Origin of the sequence: Rhizobium sp. TRM96647 (assembly GCF_025780115.1) — a bacterium.
Lineage (GTDB): Bacteria > Pseudomonadota > Alphaproteobacteria > Rhizobiales > Rhizobiaceae > Mycoplana.
In genome coordinates this window covers 309,572-327,883 of record NZ_JAOXHF010000005.1, presented here as the reverse complement: position 1 = coordinate 327,883, position 18,312 = coordinate 309,572, and the positions used below count along the sequence as shown (strand labels likewise).

Annotated in this window: 17 protein-coding genes; 7 read left to right on the top strand and 10 right to left on the bottom strand. The window is 65.5% G+C overall.

What is annotated here, in order from left to right:
• Positions 1-11: 11 nt before the first annotated feature.
• From OCK02_RS12085 to OCK02_RS12070, 4 genes are all read right to left on the bottom strand, one after another.
• A complete protein-coding gene (locus tag OCK02_RS12085) occupies positions 12-872 on the bottom strand; it encodes a shikimate dehydrogenase (RefSeq protein WP_263813268.1) in 861 nt (286 codons plus the stop codon).
• 59 nt (positions 873-931) lie between these two features.
• Complete coding sequence (locus tag OCK02_RS12080) at positions 932-1,948, bottom strand: TRAP transporter substrate-binding protein (protein WP_263813267.1); 1,017 nt, start codon at positions 1,946-1,948, stop codon at positions 932-934.
• Between the two features lie 75 nt (positions 1,949-2,023).
• A complete protein-coding gene (locus OCK02_RS12075; protein ID WP_263813266.1) occupies positions 2,024-3,304 on the bottom strand; it encodes a TRAP transporter large permease subunit in 1,281 nt (426 codons plus the stop codon).
• 10 nt (positions 3,305-3,314) lie between these two features.
• Positions 3,315-3,878 carry a TRAP transporter small permease gene (locus tag OCK02_RS12070; protein ID WP_230804983.1) on the bottom strand — a complete coding sequence of 188 codons (564 nt, stop codon included), beginning with the start codon at positions 3,876-3,878 and terminating at the stop codon, positions 3,315-3,317.
• Positions 3,879-4,144: 266 nt separating this feature from the next.
• On the opposite strand from OCK02_RS12070, the gene OCK02_RS12065 reads away from it, so the two are divergent.
• The gene (locus OCK02_RS12065; RefSeq protein ID WP_263813265.1) at positions 4,145-4,792 is read left to right on the top strand and encodes a TetR/AcrR family transcriptional regulator; all 648 of its coding nucleotides are present in this window, start codon (positions 4,145-4,147) and stop codon (positions 4,790-4,792) included.
• Between the two features lie 88 nt (positions 4,793-4,880).
• Here OCK02_RS12065 and OCK02_RS12060 read toward each other — a convergent pair whose 3' ends face one another.
• Both OCK02_RS12060 and OCK02_RS12055 read right to left on the bottom strand, forming a co-directional pair.
• Complete coding sequence (locus OCK02_RS12060; RefSeq protein WP_263813264.1) at positions 4,881-5,879, bottom strand: ABC transporter permease; 999 nt, start codon at positions 5,877-5,879, stop codon at positions 4,881-4,883.
• A gap of 49 nt (positions 5,880-5,928) precedes the next feature.
• On the bottom strand, positions 5,929-6,717 hold the full coding sequence (locus OCK02_RS12055; RefSeq protein ID WP_263813263.1) for an ATP-binding cassette domain-containing protein: 789 nt from the start codon (positions 6,715-6,717) through the stop codon (positions 5,929-5,931).
• 503 nt (positions 6,718-7,220) lie between these two features.
• Here OCK02_RS12055 and OCK02_RS12050 point away from each other — a divergent pair.
• Together OCK02_RS12050 and OCK02_RS12045 are read left to right on the top strand one after the other, a co-directional pair.
• A complete protein-coding gene (locus OCK02_RS12050) occupies positions 7,221-8,213 on the top strand; it encodes a sugar-binding protein (protein ID WP_263813262.1) in 993 nt (330 codons plus the stop codon).
• A 150-nt stretch (positions 8,214-8,363) separates the two neighbouring features.
• On the top strand, positions 8,364-9,254 hold the full coding sequence (locus OCK02_RS12045) for an NAD-dependent epimerase/dehydratase family protein (protein WP_230804973.1): 891 nt from the start codon (positions 8,364-8,366) through the stop codon (positions 9,252-9,254).
• A gap of 173 nt (positions 9,255-9,427) precedes the next feature.
• Here OCK02_RS12045 and OCK02_RS12040 read toward each other — a convergent pair whose 3' ends face one another.
• A complete protein-coding gene (locus tag OCK02_RS12040) occupies positions 9,428-9,952 on the bottom strand; it encodes a BA14K family protein (RefSeq protein WP_230804971.1) in 525 nt (174 codons plus the stop codon).
• A gap of 130 nt (positions 9,953-10,082) precedes the next feature.
• Positions 10,083-10,973, bottom strand: a complete 891-nt coding sequence (locus tag OCK02_RS26135) for a hypothetical protein (protein ID WP_318530103.1) — start codon at positions 10,971-10,973, stop codon at positions 10,083-10,085.
• A 396-nt stretch (positions 10,974-11,369) separates the two neighbouring features.
• On the opposite strand from OCK02_RS26135, the gene gltS reads away from it, so the two are divergent.
• On the top strand, positions 11,370-12,575 hold the full coding sequence (gltS, locus tag OCK02_RS12030; RefSeq protein ID WP_263813261.1) for a sodium/glutamate symporter: 1,206 nt from the start codon (positions 11,370-11,372) through the stop codon (positions 12,573-12,575).
• Between the two features lie 45 nt (positions 12,576-12,620).
• Positions 12,621-12,917, top strand: a complete 297-nt coding sequence (locus OCK02_RS12025) for a DUF2934 domain-containing protein (RefSeq protein ID WP_263813260.1) — start codon at positions 12,621-12,623, stop codon at positions 12,915-12,917.
• Between the two features lie 71 nt (positions 12,918-12,988).
• On the opposite strand, the gene OCK02_RS12020 is transcribed toward OCK02_RS12025, so the two are convergent.
• Entirely contained in the window at positions 12,989-14,155 is a 1,167-nt protein-coding gene (locus OCK02_RS12020; protein ID WP_263813259.1) for an N-acetylneuraminate epimerase, read from the bottom strand.
• Positions 14,156-14,212: 57 nt separating this feature from the next.
• Positions 14,213-15,751, bottom strand: a complete 1,539-nt coding sequence (locus tag OCK02_RS12015) for a putative N-acetylmannosamine-6-phosphate 2-epimerase (RefSeq protein ID WP_263813258.1) — start codon at positions 15,749-15,751, stop codon at positions 14,213-14,215.
• A 236-nt stretch (positions 15,752-15,987) separates the two neighbouring features.
• Between OCK02_RS12015 and OCK02_RS12010 the strand changes: the two genes are divergently transcribed.
• Complete coding sequence (locus OCK02_RS12010; RefSeq protein ID WP_263813257.1) at positions 15,988-16,719, top strand: FadR/GntR family transcriptional regulator; 732 nt, start codon at positions 15,988-15,990, stop codon at positions 16,717-16,719.
• On the top strand, positions 16,716-18,302 hold the full coding sequence (locus OCK02_RS12005; protein WP_263813256.1) for an ABC transporter substrate-binding protein: 1,587 nt from the start codon (positions 16,716-16,718) through the stop codon (positions 18,300-18,302). Before OCK02_RS12010 ends, OCK02_RS12005 begins: the two co-directional genes overlap by 4 nt.
• Positions 18,303-18,312: the final 10 nt, after the last annotated feature.

Here is an 18,312-nt window from a genome sequence, read left to right as displayed (position 1 = left end):
CGGGAAGCCCGTCAGGCTGTCATCGCGCGAAAATGCGCCAGCATCCGCTCCGCGCTGGGTTCGAGCCCGGTGAACAGGCGAAACGCCCCCACCGCCTGGAATACCGCCATGCCGCCGCCGTCGAGCGTCCGGCAACCGCGCTGCCGCGCTGCCTTCAACAGCGCCGTCTCCAGCGGAAAATAAACGATCTCTGCGACCCAGTGGCGTGGCTCGAGCAGGGAAGCCTCCAGCGGCAGGCCGGGATATTTCGCCATGCCGGTCGGCGTGGCGTGCACCAGTCCGGAAGCAGATCCCATCGCCGCCTCGAGGTCGCTGCCGGCCTCGATCCGGGCCTCGGGGAAGATCGCCGCCATGCCGAAAGCGAGCTCCTCCGCCCGCCCCTGCTCGCGGTCAAACACGACCAGCGAACGCGCGCCCATGGACAGCATCGCATAGGCGGTGGCGACGCCCGCACCGCCTGCGCCCAGTTGCACGACCGCGCCGAGGTCGGCGCCGGGCAGGCCGCGGCGGAAACTCTCGGCAAAGCCCCACCAGTCGGTATTGTGTCCGTAGCGCCGCCCGTTCTTCAGCACGACGGTGTTGACCGCACGCAGGTCCCGCGCCTCGCCCGAAAGCTCGTCAAGATAGGGGATCACCGCCTGCTTGCAGGGATGGGTTATGTTGAGGCCGCCGAGCCCCCGGGCCTCGGCATCGGCCAGAAGCTGCGGCAGGTCGTCGGCCGAGGCGCCAATCTCGTTCAGATCGATCAGTTCGTATTCGTAGGCGAGCCCCTGCGCGGAGCCTTCCCGCATATGCATCGCCGGCGTCAGCGACGCCTGGATACCGGCGCCTATCAGGCCGGCCCTGAACGGTTTCAGCAGTGTTTCGGCCATCTGGCTGCCTTCATCGCAAAAGAGCCGGCCCGCGGTCCGCCTGCGGGCCGGCAGCGGCCTCAGTTGCCGCGAACGGTTTCCAGTTCCTTGAACAGTGCCGCGACGGTCTCCGGACCGATCTCGGCGCTGAACTTGTCGATCAGCGGCTTGACCGCATCGCGCAGCTTCTGCGTCTCCTCGGGCGAAAGCTCGTCCACCTGCATGCCCGTCGCCTTGATATCGGCGATGGCCTTGGCGTCGAACTCGCGCGAGACCTGGCGCTGGTAGTCGCGCGCCTCGTTGGCGGCAGCCTGGAAGACGGCCTTCTCCTCGTCGTTGAGGCCGTCCCAGAACTTCTTGCTGACGAGCACGATCTGCGGATTGTACTGGTGCCGCGTCACCGTCATGTACTTCTGCACCTCGTAGAACTTGGCATTGATGATGTTGGCGGCCGGGTTCTCCTGGCCGTCCACCGTTCCGGTCTCGAGCGCGGTGTAGAGTTCGGTATAGGGCAGCGGCACGGCATTGGCGCCGAGCGCGTTGAACAGCTCGATCGGGATCGGCGACTGGATCGTGCGGATCTTCAGGCCCTGGATATCCTCCAGCTTCGTCACCGCATGGCGGTTGTTGGTCAGGTTGCGGAAGCCGAGCTCCCAGTAGCCGAGCCCGACCAGCCCGGTATCGGGCAGGAGCTCCATCAGGCCCGTACCGAAGGCGCCGTCCATGATCTTGTCGGCCTCCTCGCCGCTGCCGAACAGGAACGGCAGGTCGACTGCGCCGAACTGCTTGACGTTGCTGGCCAGGATGCCGGCGTTGAGCACCGTCATCTCGATCACGCCGCCCTGCAGGGCCGAGACGGTCTGCACGTCGCCGCCGAGCACGCCGCCCGGAAACAGCTTCACCTCGATCTTGCCGCCGCTCTTTTCGGCGACCAGCTCGGCGAATTTCTCCATTCCGGTGACCTGAGGATGGCCCTTGTTGTTGGCCGAGGCGAACTTCAGCTGGTGCTCGCGGATCTCGGCCGCGGCCGGCGAACCGGCCAGGATTGCGATCGGCAAGGCAACGCCGAGCGCGACTTTCATCAATCTGTTGAACATGCTTTCCTCCCAAGTATGGCCCAGCGCCCCGCTGGTGCCGGTTGAATGTCCGCCAGATACGGACGCGGCCAGTCCCTAGCGCGCGAACCAGGCAGCCGGCACGGTCACCAGCTGCGGGAACAGGACGAGCAGGAAAAGGACGATGAGTTCGGCGATCAGGAACGGCATGACGCCCTTCATCAATTGCTCCATCTTCAGCTTCGACACGCCGCAGATGACGTTGAGCACCGTGCCCACCGGCGGCGTGATCAGCCCGATCGAATTGTTGATGATGAAGAGAACGCCGAAATAGACCGGATCGATGCCTGCCTGCTTGATGATCGGCATCAGCACCGGCGTCATGATCAGGATGGTCGGCGTCATGTCCATCGCGGTCCCGACGGCCACCACCAGCACCATGATCGCAATCAGAAGCAGCGTCTGGTTGCCCATCAGCGGCTCGAGCAGCCTGGCCAGTTCGCCGGGAACGTCGGCAACCGTGATCAGCCAGGCCGACACCGCCGCGCAGGCGACCAGGAACATCACGACCGCAGTGATCTTGGCGGCCGACACGAACACCTCGAAGAGCTTCGACGGCGGCAATTCGCGGTAGATCACCATCGACACGAACAGCGAGTAGACGGCGGCCACGACGCCGGCCTCGGTCGGCGTGAAGACGCCGAACTTCAGCCCGACGATGATGATCAGCGGCAGTATCAGCGCCCAGATGCTTTCCACGAAGGCCTTCCAGCGGACCGCGACCCCCTGCCGCGGTGGCAGCTGGAACTGCTCCTTGCGCGACACGATCAGCCAGGTGACGCAGAGCGCCGCCGCGATCAGAAGCCCCGGAAAGATGCCGGCGAGGAAGAGCTTGGTGATCGAGACGCCGCCGACCACGCCATAGAGGATGAAGCCGATCGACGGCGGAATGATCGGTGCTATGATCGAGGCGGACGCCAGCAGGCCGCCGGCCCGTGCCGGATCGTGGCCGGATTTCATCATCATCGGCAGCAGCAGCGCCCCGAGCGCCGCCGCATCCGCCACGGCCGAGCCTGAAAGGCTTGCCATGACGCAGGCGGCGAAGATCGCGACGAAGCCGAGCCCGCCGCGGATATGGCCGACCATGACCATCGCCAGGTTGACGATGCGGCGCGACAGGCCGCCGACATTCATCACCTCGCCGGCCAGCATGAAGAACGGCACCGCCATCAGCGGAAAGCTGTCCGCGCCGTTCAGCACGTTCTGCGCGACGATCTGCGCGTCGAACAGGCCGAGATACATCATCAGCGCGACGCCGCTGATGATCAGGGCGAAGGCGATCGGAACGCCGAGCGCCATGGGACCGAGCAGGGCGCCGAGAAAGATCGTGACCGTCATCGCGCCGCCCTCAGTGCTTCATCGCAGGATTGGAGAGTTCGGGCGTGGCGTGGGCGACGTGCCCCGCCTCGTCCTCGCTCTCCTGGACCATCCCGCCGGCCCGGACGTCCAGCCGTCCGGTGAGGATCGCAAACATGTCCCAGAGCACGATCAGCGCCGCCGGAATGCCGAAGGCGAGGCCGGCCCCGTAGAATAGGCCCATGGAGATGCCGGTGGCGGGCGCGGAGACGTGCCAGTTGATCAGCGTCTGCGTCCAGCTTCCGCTGATCATCAGCCACGTGGCCCACAGCACCAGCGCCTGACCGACGAGTGCTGCGAGCCGGGCACCCGCCGGCGGCAGCCGCGTAAGCAGCGCATCCATGCCGAGATGGGCATGCTCGCGCATCGCGACGACGGCGCCCAGGAAGGTCAGCCACACGAAGCACATGCGCGAGAGTTCTTCGGAGTAGGTGATGCCGGTGTTGAAGGCGTAGCGCAGCACCACGTTGCCGAAGACGAGGATCACCATCGTCAGGAGCAGGAGTGCGATCGCCGCCTTCAACACGAAGAAGCAGAAATCGATTGTCTTGGCCATTAATCCTCCCCAGGCGTATGGCGCCTCGCGATTTCACGGCACTGCGGCCGGGACGGTCCCGAGAATGCACCCGCGCTGGCCACTCCTCCAAGCTTTCATGCGCTTCGTCAAAAATGTACGAACTAGTTAGGAAGTCAAGCGGCAAGTCTTGAAACAAGACGTGAGGCTCAATAGAAATTGGGGAAGGACCGGGAGGAGAGTCTCGTCCGGCGGAACGGAACGGCGAAAATGCCTTTCCGAACAGAACTTTGGAGGAAGACGGCGAAATGGCTCCGCGATCGGCGAACGGCAGGAAGAATGATCCGCAAAGGACGCGCGAGGACATCCTGATCGTCGCCACCGAGGAATTCGCGACCCACGGGCTGGCGGGAGCCCGGGTGGACGCCATCGCCGAGCGCACCCGCACCTCCAAGCGCATGATCTACTATTACTTCGGCAGCAAGGAGGGCCTGTACCTTTCCGTGCTCGAGCGCTCCTACCGCAAGATCCGCACGCTCGAGGCCGACCTGCGCCTGTCCGACCTCGAGCCGGAGGAAGCGCTGAGGACGCTGATCTTCACCACGTTCGAGCACGACGAGGCGAACCCGGACTTCGTCCGGCTGGTCAGCATCGAGAATATCCACCACGCAGCCCACATGCTGCGGTCCGAGGCGATCCGCGACCTCAACGTTTCCGTCATCGAGACGATTGCCGGCATCCTCGAACGCGGCCACACCAGCGGCGCCTTTCGCCGCAAGGCCGATCCGATCGACGTGCACATGCTGATCAGCGCCTTCTGCTTCTTCCGCGTCTCCAACCGCTACACCTTCGGCACGATCTTCCGGCGCGACCTCTCCGAGAAGGAAACGATGACGCGCCACAAGGGGATGATCGCCGACGCCGTGATCAGCTACCTGAAGGACCCCGCCGGCTGATGTCGCCGCTGCAGCATCCGCACGCCTGCGCATGCGGCCCATCCGCCTGCCCGTAGCAGTGCGGAATGCCGCGCAGAACCCGCCTCTCCTATTCGCTCTGCCGGAAATTGCGGATCCGGTCGAACAGGACGGCCAGGATCGTCGCCCCGCCGATGAAGGTTCCCTGCCAGAAGGCGTTGATGCCGAGCAGGCCGAGGCTGTTGCGGATCACCTCGATCAGTGCCGCCCCGACCAGCGCGCCGAGCGCCGTTCCCGCCCCGCCGGCGAGGTTGGCGCCGCCGATGACCGCCGCGGCGATCACCTGCAATTCCATTCCCGCGCCGATATTGGTGGTGACGGCGCCCAGCCAGCCGGTCTGGATGATGCCGGCGATCCCCGCCGACAGCGCCGAGATCATGTAGACTGCGACCTTGATCGCCTTGACCGGCACGCCGGTCAGCGTGGCGGCGTGCTCGTTGCCGCCGATGGCGAAGAGATAGCGCCCGAAGCGCGTCCAGCGCAGCACGAAGCCGGTCAGGAGCGCCAGCACGATCATGTAGAGCACCGGATTGGCGATGCCGAACAGCCAGGCGCCGCCGCCGAGCGCGAGCAGCTTGTCGTGGTCGGGACCGAACTCGAAGACCACGGTGTTGTTGGAGGCGACCATCGCCAGGCTCCGCGCTACCGACAGCATGCCGAGCGTGACGACGAAGGGCGGAAAGCCGAGATAGGCGATCAGCACGCCGTTGAACGCCCCGATCACGAGCGCCGTTGCGACCGAGGCGGCGATGCCGGCCTCGATGCTGTAACCCGCATTCATCACCACGGCCAGGATCATGCTGCACAGGCACAGCACCGAGCCGACCGACAGGTCGATGCCCCCGGTGATGATGACCAGCGTCATGCCGAGCGCGATGATGGCGACGAAGGTGACGTTGCGGGTGATGTTGTAGAGGTTCTTCGAGGTCGCGAACGCGTCGGTCGCAAAGGACAGGAAGACGCAGGCGAGGATGACGGCCACCAGCACCCAGAAGGTCTGGTGGCCGAGGATGGACGCCCATACCGTCTTCTGCTTCTGCTCGATGGTCTGGTCTAGGGTAACAGCCATCCGCCACCTCGTGTCCCTGCTCCGGTTTCTGCCCCGGGCGAGCGGTTCATCATACCATTTCGATGGCGCCGGTGATCAGCCCGGTCACCTCTTCCGGCGAACTGCGAGCGATCGGCTTGTCCGCCACCTTCCGCCCCCGCCGCATCACCACGACGCGATCGGCGACCGAAAAGACGTCGGGCATGCGGTGGCTGATCAGGATCACCGCGATGCCCCGGTCGCGCAGGTGCCGGATATGGTTCAGCACTTCGGCCACCTGGCGCACGGAGATCGCCGCGGTCGGCTCGTCCATCAGCACGATCCGGGCTTTCGACAGCATGGTCCGCGCGATCGCCACCGCCTGGCGCTGCCCGCCGGACATCTGCCGGACCACGTCGCGCGGCCGCGTTTCGGATTTCAGCTCGCGGAACAGCGCGCCCGCATGCTGATACATCGAGCGGTAGTCGAGAATGCTGAGGGGGCCGATGCCGCGGCGCAGCTCGCGGCCGAGGAAGACGTTGGCCGCCGCCGTCAGGTTGTCGCAGAGCGCCAGGTCCTGATGGACGATCTCGATGCCGTGCCGGCGCGCGTCCAGCGGCTTGTGCAGCACGATTTCCTGCCCCTCCAGCGCCATCGTGCCGCTGCTCGGCCGGAAGTTGCCGGCGATCATCTTCACCAGCGTCGACTTGCCGGCGCCATTGTCGCCCATCAGCCCGAGCACCTCGCCCGCCTGAAGCGAAAACGACACGTCGTTGACGGCCTGGATGGCCCCGAAATGCTTGGAGATATTGGTGAGCTCGAGTGCGGCCACCAGCGGACTTCCTCCCGGAAACTGGAGCTCGCCGACCGGCCGGATCATCGCGTCCCGGACGGCCTGGCGATCTCGCCTCCTGCGTTCCTCCCCGGAAGCGATCGGCATATTTACGCAAACGGCTGCAAAACCGTCAATGACGTACGTCGCGCAACGGCCTCCGGCACGAAATTTTTATAGTATGACAAATACGAGTTGACGCCCGAAGCCGGCGGATGATTAGCTGTGACAGGAGGAGAACCTGCCGATCCCCGTGACCGGCCCCGCGGGCAAGGTCGGCAGCATTTCATCACGGCCCTGCTCGACACGCCGCGTTTGCCGAAGCGCATTCGCACGCCCTTTCGACATAACCGGTGGCCAGTCCTCCGACTGGATGGACAACTGCAAGGCGAAGGCCCCGCTGGGCCGGCGCCCGCGCCAAGACCTCGAAATGCTCATTGACCTGGCCCGGCGATACGAGCGCTCGAAGACCGACCCTCGCATCCTCTGGTACCCGGATCGATCGCCCGGCGGGCACGTCAGACCCGCCTGTTTCAACGGGAGGAAGACAGATGAGGAAAGCATTGTTGCTTGCAGTCGCGGCGCTGGCGCTTGCAGCCAGTCAGGCCGGGGCACAGGAAAAGAAGCAGTTGGTGATCGTGGTGAAGGGGCTCGACAACCCGTTCTTCGAGGCGATCAACCAGGGCTGCCAGAAGTGGAACAACGAAAACGCCAGTTCCGAATACGAGTGCTTCTACACCGGACCGGCCTCGACCTCGGACGAGGCGGGCGAAGCACAGATCGTCCAGGACATGCTCGGCAAGGCCAGCACCGTCGCCATCGCAATCTCGCCTTCGAACGCGAAGCTGATCGCCCAGACGATCAAGACCGCCAACCCGACCGTGCCCGTCATGACGCTCGACGCCGACCTCGCCGCCGAGGACTCCGCACTCCGCAAGACCTATCTCGGCACCGATAACTACCTGATGGGCTTCCGCATCGGCGAATACATCAAGAAGGGCAAGCCGGACGGCGGCAAGATCTGCACGATCGAGGGCAACCCGGGCGCCGACAACATCCTGCGCCGCGCCCAGGGCATGCGCGACGCGCTGACCGGCCAGAAGGGACTGACCGAACTGAAGGGCGAAGGCGGCTGGACGGAAGTCGCCGGTTGCCCGGTCTTCACCAATGACGACGGCGCCAAGGGCGTGCAGGCGATGACCGACATCCTCGCCGCCAACCCTGACCTGGACGCGTTCGGCATCATGGGCGGCTGGCCGCTGTTCGGCGCCCCGCAGCCCTATCGCGATCTGTTCAAGCCCATGGCCGACAAGATCGCAGCCAACGAGTTCGTCATCGGCGCGGCCGACACGATCGGCGAGGAAGTGGCGATCGCCAAGGAGGGGCTCGTCACGGCACTGGTCGGGCAGCGGCCGTTCGAGATGGGCTACAAGGCACCGTCGGTGATGATCGACTTGATCGAGGGCAAGACGGTGGAGGACCCGGTCTTCACCGGCCTCGACGAATGCACCAAGGACACGGCCGATACCTGCATCCAGAAATAGCGCCCTTTCGGGGCGTCGCGCCTGCGGCGCCCCGATCTTGCCGCTTGCCCTCGACGCAATTTTGCTCTCCTGTGGCGGCGGGCGCGGGCAGCGCCGCATGAGGAGATGGCCGGCCTCAAGCCGGCGCAGGAAACGGGACGGAGAAAGTCGATGGCGAAGCGGGTCATGTTCACCGGCGGAAGCGGCAAGGCGGGACGGCACGTCGTTCGCTACCTCGTCGACAAGGGCTACCAGGTCCTGAACCTAGACAATCGACCGCTCGACAATCCGAGCGTGCGCACGCTGATCACCGACATCACCGACAGCGGCCAGGTCTTCAACGCGCTGTCGAGCTATATGGGCCTGCACGAATTCGACCCGTCTCTGCGACCGCAGCCCGTCGACGCCGTCGTGCACTTCGCCGCGATCCCGCGCATCATGATCACGCCCGACAACGAGCTTTTCCGCATCAACGCGCTCGGCACCTACAACGTGATCGAAGCGGCCGTGAAACTCGGCATCCGCAAGGTCGTGATCGCCTCCAGCGAAACGACCTACGGCCTTGTCTTCGCCAACGAACCGCGCGACCCCGCCTATTTCCCCCTGGACGAGGACTACGACGTCGACCCGATGGACAGCTACGCGCTCTCCAAGGTCGTCAACGAGAAGACCGCCCGCGCCTTCGCGCTCAGGAGCGGCATCGACATCTATGCGCTGCGCATCGGCAACGTGATCGAACCGAACGAATACGAACTGTTTCCGAAGTGGTTCGCCGATCCCGGCTTCCGCAAGCGCATCGCCTGGAGCTATGTCGACGCGCGCGACCTCGGCCAGATCACCGCGCGCGCAATCGAGACCGACGGGCTGGGCTATCAGGTCTTCAATGCCGTCAACGACGACACCTCCTCCGACCTGCCGACCCGCGAACTCCTCGACCGCTTCTATCCCGGCGTGCCGCTCAGGCGCGAACTCGGCGAGTTCGAGACGCTTTTGTCCAACAGCAAGGCGAAGGAAATGCTGGGCTTCCGCCCCGAACACAGCTGGCGGAACTATGTGAGCTAGGCCGGACTACCCGCGCCACGACGGCATGTGCCCCCGATACGGCGGCCATTTGCGTTGATGACCAATCATGATTGTTCGCGCGGCTTCAACAGGTCGCGCGATTTCTCTCTTGCGATAGATGAGGCGGTCCGTGCCACTGGCAAACGCCCTGCCCGTCATCTCGCCGGTCGTGGTCAGTAGGGCGAGACGCAAATCCGCCGCGGCCCGTAATAGGGCTGGAACGTGTTGTCATAGGCCCGGTAGGATCGGTAGCGTGCATAGCACCAGCTGACATGACCGTTGCCGCCATAGTAGCGTGGCGCGTAGTAGCGCGGTTGCGCGGCCAGTCCGCCGATGATCGCTCCGGCGGCAAAACCGCCGAGTGCGGCGCCGAAGTCGTCATAGCCGCGATAGTAGCCGCCCCCGTAGTACGGGCGATAGTAGCCCCCGTAATAGGGACGATAATAACGCCCGTAGGACGGTCGGTAATAGCGGCCGTTATAGGAACCGTAGCGGCGGCCATAGCGGTAGCCGTCGTTGCGCCAGCGGTCGCCGCCACCGCGCCAGTGCCGGTTGCCGTATCCGCGTCCCCTGTCCCTGACCTGAATGATATCGGAAGCGTCTATCCGGGGAGCGGAAAACGAGGGAAACGCCTGCGCCGGCAGCACGCCAGAAACGGCGGTCGCCAGTGAAAGCCCAATGATTGCGAGCATCTTCATGTGCGTCACCTTGCCTATCGAAAAGGCAAACGCATCATACGGCAATTTGTGCCGCCGCAGCACGCAGGTCACGACATTGTGAAGGCCGGACGGGAGGCAGCGGGCGCGCGCTCACGCGCCCGCCGTCCGTTCAGAGAATGAAATCGCCCTTGGTCAACGACAGGCTCGGGTCGAGGACGATCGAGAAGTCCGCCTTGCCGTCACCGTTCACGTCGCCATAGACACAGGTATCGCCCGACTTCTTCTGGAAGCGAAGCTCGCCCGCCTTCCCGTGGAAATCGTCGTTACCGATGAACTTGAACGCCTGGTTTCCGCCGGCCTTGCTGTTGGCGTCGATCGCCTTCAGGTCGATCTTGTCGCCCTGGGAGCGGCTGAAATCGTAGATCTTGTCGCGCCCCGAGGCTCCGACCGTGCTGTCCTTCGTCGATGTAAACACGAACGTGTCGGCCCCGGAGCCGCCATAGAGCTTGTCTGCCCCTGCCCCGCCGTAAAGCTTGTCCTTGCCGCCGTCGCCCTTGAGCGTATCGTTGCCGTTGCCGCCATAGAGCTTGTCCGCACCGGCGCCGCCAGAGATAGTGTCGTTGCCGTTGTAGCCGTAGAGCGTGTCGTTGCCGGCGCCGCCCCAGAAGACGTCGGCACGTCCGGTCGCCTTGATGACGTCGTTCCCGGCCAGGACGGCGTTGATGAACTTCGCCGTGCTACCGCTTTCGACGGCCGCCGACACAGCCTTGGCGGAAATCTTCAGGTCGGTCGCTGCCACGAGCGCGACGCCGTCGGACACGACCTTGAAGGACGTGATCGTCCCGGCGGTGGCACCGTACACATAGCCGTCGACATACTCGTACTTCAGGCCCTTGCCACCGAACGTCATGTAGTTCTTGGAATCGTCGAAGAACTTCAGGGTGGTCGAGGTCGCCTTCTCGTCGTCGTAGTCGAGCAAGGTTTCAAGCGGCAGGGACACGAACTCCCGGAAGCTCGCACCCTTGCCACTGTTGAAACCCTTGATCGTGATCTTGCTCATTGTTGCACTCCGCCTATCTGCTTATTCGCTCATTCGCTTATAGAAAGATTCCGCCGAAGGATGCAACCGGCGGCAGTACGGGCCTTGCCCTGATTTCGGACAGGCCTAACCGACGGTTAAGCTAAAAAGGCGCACACCGTCGCAACGATCCCGTGACAGCCCGCAAGCCGGCCGTATCGGGCGATGTTCCGGATAAGAAACGCGAATTCAAGGACAAGACGGCTCCCACCCCGCCACCTCGAGCGGCAGCACAAGTCGGCAGAGAGGCTGCTTCGGCCCGACGGCTCCGGTCTGGCCCTTCACCGTCACCTAGACCTGAGACCCGTCCCGGTGTAACTCTGGCGAGTGCGAGGCAAGCCGGTCATGTGATGCCGGCCATCGGGAGACGACCGACGGATGACGACGATCCAGATACCGGGTTTCGTGACCTTCACCATCGCCATCATCGTGTTCTTTGTCGGCTCCAGCCTCAACAGGATCCTGACCCCGCTGAAGCGCTGGAACATCCCCGAGGCCGTGACCGGCGGACTGGTGGCGGCACTACTGACGCTTGCCGCCTACCGCTTCTTCGGCGCCGAGGTTGTGTTCGATCTCGCCGCCCGCGACATGCTGCTCCTCTACTTCTTCACCGGCATCGGCCTGAACGCCCGCTTCAGCGATCTCAGGGCCGGCGGTAAGCCGCTCGTCGTCCTGCTGGTGCTGACCCTGACCTACCTTCTCCTGCAGAACCTGATCGCGGTCGGAAGCTCGACCCTGCTGAGCCTGCCGGAGGGCATCGCCGCCCTGCTCGGCTCGGTCTCGCTGATCGGCGGCCACGGCACCACGATCGCCTGGGCGCCGCTGATCGCCGCCCGCTTCGACCTCGGCAACGCCCTGGAGATCGGCATCGCCTCGGCGACGCTCGGCCTCGTCATCGCCAGTCTCGTCGGCGGCCCGGTCGCCCGCGTCCTGATCAATCGCCATCACCTGAGCGGGCAGCCGGCCGAGCCGCCGAGCATCGGCCTGCCCGACGCGCCTGCGACGGAACGCGAAAGCAGCATCAACCACGTCAACCTGCTGCGGACGGTGCTCGTCCTCAACGTCGCGATCCTGATCGGCTTCGCGCTCGACGAGATCGTCGCGGAGACGGGGATCAAGCTGCCGCTCTTCGTCGTCTGCCTGCTGGTCGCCATCGTCATGACCAACACCATCCCCCGCCTCTTCCCGCATATGTTCTGGCCGTCCCGCTCACGCTCGCTTGCGCTGGTCTCGGACCTGTCGCTGAACATCTTCCTCGCCATGTCGCTGATGAGCATGCAGCTCTGGACGCTGGGCGGCCTCGGGCCGGCGCTCGTCATCGTCCTCGGCATCCAGACGATCGTGGCTGTGCTCTACATGATCTTCATCGTGTTCCCGGCCATGGGCCGCGACTACCAGGCCGCCGTCATCTCGGCCGGCTTCAGCGGCATCAGCCTCGGCGCCACGCCGACGGCGATCGCCAACATGACCGCCGTCACCAAGGCCCACGGCCCCGCGCCCACGGCCTTCATCATTCTGCCGCTCGTCTCTGCTTTCTTTATCGACATCGCCAACGCGCTCGTCATTGGCTTCATGGTCCGATAGCGCGGCGCCTTCGGGCGAATCCTGAACCAATCCGGAGGGATCGTCATGCAAGACCGCGAACAGAAGATCCGCGAACGCGCCTACGAGATCTGGGACCGCGAAGGCCGGCCGCTCGGCCGCGAGCTCGAGCACTGGGCCCAAGCCGAACGCGAGGTGGCCGAGCGTGAACTGGCCGCCCGCGAGATCGACCAGGGCGAAGGCGAAATCGAGGGCGACGATCTGCCGAGCCTGCAGGCCCTTCGCGAGGCCGCCCGGCAACACGCGGACGCCTATATCGTCAAGACGGACCTGGAAGACGCCGACCAGCGCGAAGCCGCTCCCGGGACCCGCGAGCAGCCCTGACCGTCACGCGCCGAGGCCATGGCGGAAAGACGGCTTCCCGCCATGGTCGAACGGTACAGTTCTCGACCGCCTCAGTTCTCGACCGCCAGTGTCTGCCCGTCCCACCGGAGCAGGAAGACTTCGGTGCGCGGCTTGCCCTCGCCGTCTTCGCCTCCGACGACAAGAACGCCGCCGGGCACGGCAAACGAGGCGCCGTAGGCCAGTCCGCGTGGCAGCTTGCCCACCGGCCGCCAGCTGCTGCCGTCGAAGGCATAGACCTCGTCGCGCCAGCCTTTCATCAGCCCATCATGGGCAAACCACTTTCCCGCCGCCGCATTGGCCTGCGCGCCCTTGAAGTTCGCGCCGCCGGCAACAAGGACGTCGTTGCCGGCCATGCCGGCATAGGCTCCCGCCACCCCTTCCTGCGGTTCGGAACCTGAGACCGGCGGCAGGTCCGCGAGTTTCTCCCAGGACGCCTCCTCCCCTTCGACCTGCACCAGCTTGACCTCCGGCGTGCGCAGGCCCGGCTTGATCTCGCCGCTGATCACCATGAAGCGGTCCCCGCCTTGGGCGACCACGGCGGGGTCGCAGTTGGGCAGGTACGGATTGTCGCCCAGCGTGCCCCAGCTGTTGCCGGCAGGGTCATAGACCAGCACCTTGTCGTTCCAGCGATAGTCCTTCGGCTGCATGCCCATGTAGCCGTCGACGAGCGTCTTGAAGCCTGCCGGATCCTTGTCCTTGTCGATGGCGCTCACGTCGGCCAAGTATTTGTCGAACAGGTCCTTGTTGTAGCCGCCGACGATGGCGATGCGCCCGTCGTCGAGCGTCAACGCCTTCGCGCCCGAGAGGCCGGCGGGTGTGCGCGTCTCCAGCTTCGACCAGGTGTCCGCCTCGGTGTCGTAGGCATAGACCGTGTCGAAGATGATCGGCGAGCTGGCGGCGGCGTCCGGCTTGCCGTTGCCGCTGAAGGTCAGGATCGTCTTGCCCGAGACGGCCACGGCCGCGCCGTTCGTCGACGGCCCGGTGAAGGCCGCGCGCTTCACCCAGCCCTTCGCCGGATCGGCGAGGTCGAGTGCGTAGAAATCGGCTCCAGCCGAGCCGAGTCCGACATAGGCCACGTCGCCGACGCGCGCGGCGACCCCGTTTTTGACGGCGACGGGCAGGTCCGGCCAGGTCTCAGCGGCCATAGCGGCACCGGTCGATAGCGCGACGACGGCGACGCCGGCCGCCAACCGTTTTCCAAGGGTCACTCCAGGCATTCATCGTCTCCTCTCCATCGGTCGACAAGGTCTGGGAAGCGTCACGGCCGACGCGCATCATGGCGCAGCGGCCATGTCGGCCACGCCGATGATGCCGGCATCGGCGCCGAGTTCGGCGGCCGCCAGGACGGGCACGACCGCTTCCGGATGAACGGCGAGCGCATCGCGCAGCAGGTCGAGGAAGCCCTCGGCCAGGCCGACGCCGCCGCCGATCACGATGCATTCGGGGTCCACGACGGCCTGCAGGCCGGCGATGGCGGCCGCGAGCCGGCCCGCCGCCTCGCGCAAGGTCTCCTGCGCCCAGCCTTCGCCGGCACCGGCGGCCGCAAAGACCGCGCGGGCGTCGCCGTCATGGCCACGGCGCCCGGCGGCTTGGGCAATCCCGAACCCGGATGCCAGCGTTTCCAGACGAACGGGGCCGGTTGCCGTCTCGATCGGCACCTGCCCGAGACTGCCGGCAATACCGCGCGCGCCACGGAGCAGCCGGCCGCCAAGGACGATGCCGCCACCGATGCCGCTGGAGACCGTCAGGAACGCCATGTCCCGCCCTTGCCCCGCGCCGAAGCGATATTCTCCCCAGGCGGCCGCCTGCGCATCGTTGACGGCCAGAACGGGGGTGTCGAGCGCGGCACCGAGCGTATCGGCCAGCGAAAACCCCTGCGGTATCGCGAGCGTACCGGGATTGAGCGCCGACCAGACATGGCCGTCGATCCGGCCGGTCACCGCCGCTGCGGCGCGCTCATAGCGGCCGTCCCAGCCTTGGGCCAGATCGGCGATCGCGGCGATCCAATCCCCGCTGCCCACATCCGCCGGTGTCGGCACGACACGACGTTCGAGCACGGCTTCTCCCTGTACCAGGGCGGCAAGCGTCTTGGTGCCGCCGATATCGAAGGCGAGCACCGGTGCCGTGGGGCGCGCGGCCCCCTCCACCGCCTGCCTGAACCAGTCGCCGATGTGTTCGGGGCGTGTGATCGCCGAACCGACGACCACGGCATCGGCGCCGGCCCGGATCGCCGCCGCGGCCAACTCCGGACTGTTGTAGCGCCCTTCCGCAAACACCGGCGCCCCCAGGCGGGCGCAGCACCGCACGAGCTCGAGGTCCGGCTCCTTCGGCGTCAGCGCGTCGCCGGCATAGCCGGACATGGTGGTTCCGACGATGTCGGCCCCGGCCGCAAGAGCGGCGCGGGCCTCGGCCTCGGTCGAGATGTCGGCCATCGCCAGCCGGCCGCGACGCTTGATTTCAGCAAGCAGGTCGGCCACCGGCACCGGGCGCGGCCTGTCCGTGGCGTCGACCGCGACGATGGCAGCGCCGGCCTCGCAAAGGTCCACGACGTCGCTCAGGAACGGCGTGATCCGTACCGCGCTGTCTTCGAGGTCGCGCTTGACGAGACCGATCACCGGCAGCCGGCTCGCCTGCGCGACCGCGGCCACGTTGGCGCCGCCCTCGATGCGCAGTCCGGCGGCCCCGGAGGCTTCGGCGGCGTGCGCATAGGCGACGACCGATGCGACGGTGTCGAACGGGCCGTCGGGAACCGGCTGGCAGGAGATGACAAGCCTGCCCCGCAGGCCTTCGATGATATCGCGTCCGGCGTTCATGGCGGACCTCCCCTGTTCAAGGCGCGGACAACGCGGATCGTCTGCTGACTCTGCGACGAATCCGGGCCGCGACACGCCCGGAGCGCGATTTCCCGTTCGCGAATGCGAGCATTTCGGGTATCTCCGGGCAAGCTGCAGTTATTGGCAATTTCAATATCCGATTGACAGATATCCTACAAGTGGATAAATATCCGCCCACTGTCTTTTCGGAGTCATGAAGGCAACCGGAGACGAAGATGAACGTGAAGTCGATCAAGCCCCTGAAGCGCGCCCCTCTCCTGCATGTATCGGTGCAGGAAAGCCTGCGTGCCTATATCGAGGACAACCGCCTCGATCCCGGCGCGCCGCTGCCACCCGAAGGAGAGCTCGCCAGCCAGCTGGGCGTGAGCCGCAACTCGGTGCGCGAGGGTATCAAGGCGCTGGAGTCTGTCGGCGTGCTGGAGTCGCGCCGCGGCATCGGCGTCTTCGTCAAGGCCTTCTCGTTTGAGCCCCTGCTGGAAAACCTGGCCTATGGCCTGGGCGGCGCGCTGAAGCAGATCGAGGAGGTCATCAGCATCCGCCGCACCCTCGAAGTCGGCCTGATCGACCGGACGCTCGCACTCATCGGGCCGGACGACATCCGCGAACTGCGCGAGACCTGCGACAAGATGAGACAACGTGCCGAGCGGGGCGAGAGCTTCCCCGACGAGGACCGGCACTTCCACCAGCTGCTGTTCCGCTGCCAGAACAACGAGGTGCTGCTGCGCCTGCTCGAGGTCTTCTGGCTCGCCTTCTACAAGGCGTCCGACTTCGTCAACCTCGACAATGCCGATCCGATGCGGACCTGGCGCGACCATGCCGCGATCGTCGATGCGGTCGAGGCGCGCGACCCCGTGGCCGCCAGGGACCGGCTCGACAAGCACTACGCCGGCATCAACCGGGTGATCGCCCAAAGCAAGACAATCACACCTGTAGGGAGGACTACATGAACCTGAAGACCAAGATTTCGGCGCTTGCCCTGTCGGCAGCGCTTTTCGGCGGCCTCGCCGCCACGACAACGCCGGCATTTGCCGACGGCGGCACCATCACCGGCGGCTTCGACGTCGGCCCCGGCGGCTTCCAGGGCAATTTCAACCCGCTCGCCGCGACCAGCGGCTTCACCTGGCTCGTCACCTATTTCGAACCGCTGGTCATCTACGACGACAAGCTCGAAAAGGTTGTGGGTGCGCTGGCCGACACCTACGAGATCAGCGACGACCAGAAGACCTATACCTTCAAGCTCGCCGACACCAAGTGGCATGACGGCAAGCCCTTCACCGCCAAGGACGTCAAGTTCACCATCGATCTGGCCAAGAACGACAAGGCAGGCTCGGTCTTCGCAGCCCGTCTCGGCGCCATCCAGTCCGTCGAGACGCCCGACGACCGCACCGTCGTGATCACGCTGTCGGCGGCGACGCCCAGCATGCTCGACACCCTCACCAAGCTCATGGTGCTGCCCGAGCACGCCCTGGCCTCCATCCCGGTCGAGCAGATCGCCAAGAACGCCTGGTGGTCGACCTCGCCGATCGGCACCGGCCCGTTCAAGTTCACCAAATACGTCGCCGACCAGTATGTCGAGCTCGCCGCCAACCCGGATTACCGCGGCGGCAAGCCTGCGGCCGAGAAGCTGATCAACCGCTATTTCGCCGACCCCGCCGCGGCCATTGCCGCCCTGCGCTCGGGCGAGATCCAGTTCACCTATGTCGATTCCAACGACGTCTCCACCTTCAAGGACGACAGTGCCTTCCGGGTGATCGAAGGCGACTCCTATGTCGTCAACTATGTCGGCTTCAACCAGGAAGTTCCGCTGTGGAAGGACCTGAAGGTCCGCCAGGCCTTCATGCACGCCATCAACCGAGACGCCATCATCCAGAGCCTCTATGGCGGAGCCGCCAAGCCGGCCAACTGCGTCTATGTCGCCGATCGGCTGGTGCCGCAGGGCATCGATACCTACAACTATGATCCCGAGAAGGCCAAGCAGCTGCTGGCCGAGGCCGGCTGGGACAAGATCAACGGCGACAAGCCGATCACCATCCTGACCTACTACACCTCTCCGCTCGTGGCCAACGTGCTCGCCGCCATGCAGGCCATGCTCGGCCAGGTCGGCATCAATATCGTGCCGCGCGCCGTCGATACCCCGACCTACAACTCGATCGTCTACCAGCAGTCGGGCAATGCCGGCGAGTTTCCGCTGATCTTCGCCGGCCTGCAGAACGGCCCCGACGCGTCCAACATCAACATCGGCCTGAACGAGAAGCAGATCCCGCCGGCCGGCGCCAACCTCATGCGCATCCGCATGCCGGAAGTGACCGATGCCCTCGATACGGCACTGGCGGAGACGGACGCCAGCAAGCACGACGCCCGCTACCAGGACGTCTGCAAGGCCACCAACGCCAACCTGCCGTGGGGCACCATGTGGGTCGCCAATCGCTACGGCGTCGCCTCGACGAAGCTGAACGACTTCGTCTGGACGCCTGCGCCGGCCGGCGGCCCCTACCAGGCCCATCCCGAGAAGTGGGCGATCGCCGAATAGGCCAATTTCC

Coding starts and splice junctions, on each gene's coding strand:
- OCK02_RS12040 (WP_230804971.1), bottom strand. CDS start 9,952: ATGAAGATGCTCGCAATCATTGGGCTTTCACTGGCGACCGCCGTTTCT.
- OCK02_RS12070 (WP_230804983.1), bottom strand. CDS start 3,878: ATGGCCAAGACAATCGATTTCTGCTTCTTCGTGTTGAAGGCGGCGATC.
- OCK02_RS12060 (WP_263813264.1), bottom strand. CDS start 5,879: ATGGCTGTTACCCTAGACCAGACCATCGAGCAGAAGCAGAAGACGGTA.
- OCK02_RS12045 (WP_230804973.1), top strand. CDS start 8,364: ATGGCGAAGCGGGTCATGTTCACCGGCGGAAGCGGCAAGGCGGGACGG.
- OCK02_RS12020 (WP_263813259.1), bottom strand. CDS start 14,155: ATGCCTGGAGTGACCCTTGGAAAACGGTTGGCGGCCGGCGTCGCCGTC.
- OCK02_RS12080 (WP_263813267.1), bottom strand. CDS start 1,948: ATGTTCAACAGATTGATGAAAGTCGCGCTCGGCGTTGCCTTGCCGATC.
- gltS (WP_263813261.1), top strand. CDS start 11,370: ATGACGACGATCCAGATACCGGGTTTCGTGACCTTCACCATCGCCATC.
- OCK02_RS12025 (WP_263813260.1), top strand. CDS start 12,621: ATGCAAGACCGCGAACAGAAGATCCGCGAACGCGCCTACGAGATCTGG.
- OCK02_RS12085 (WP_263813268.1), bottom strand. CDS start 872: ATGGCCGAAACACTGCTGAAACCGTTCAGGGCCGGCCTGATAGGCGCC.
- OCK02_RS12050 (WP_263813262.1), top strand. CDS start 7,221: ATGAGGAAAGCATTGTTGCTTGCAGTCGCGGCGCTGGCGCTTGCAGCC.
- OCK02_RS12055 (WP_263813263.1), bottom strand. CDS start 6,717: ATGATCCGGCCGGTCGGCGAGCTCCAGTTTCCGGGAGGAAGTCCGCTG.
- OCK02_RS12075 (WP_263813266.1), bottom strand. CDS start 3,304: ATGACGGTCACGATCTTTCTCGGCGCCCTGCTCGGTCCCATGGCGCTC.
- OCK02_RS12015 (WP_263813258.1), bottom strand. CDS start 15,751: ATGAACGCCGGACGCGATATCATCGAAGGCCTGCGGGGCAGGCTTGTC.
- OCK02_RS26135 (WP_318530103.1), bottom strand. CDS start 10,973: ATGAGCAAGATCACGATCAAGGGTTTCAACAGTGGCAAGGGTGCGAGC.
- OCK02_RS12010 (WP_263813257.1), top strand. CDS start 15,988: ATGAACGTGAAGTCGATCAAGCCCCTGAAGCGCGCCCCTCTCCTGCAT.
- OCK02_RS12005 (WP_263813256.1), top strand. CDS start 16,716: ATGAACCTGAAGACCAAGATTTCGGCGCTTGCCCTGTCGGCAGCGCTT.
- OCK02_RS12065 (WP_263813265.1), top strand. CDS start 4,145: ATGGCTCCGCGATCGGCGAACGGCAGGAAGAATGATCCGCAAAGGACG.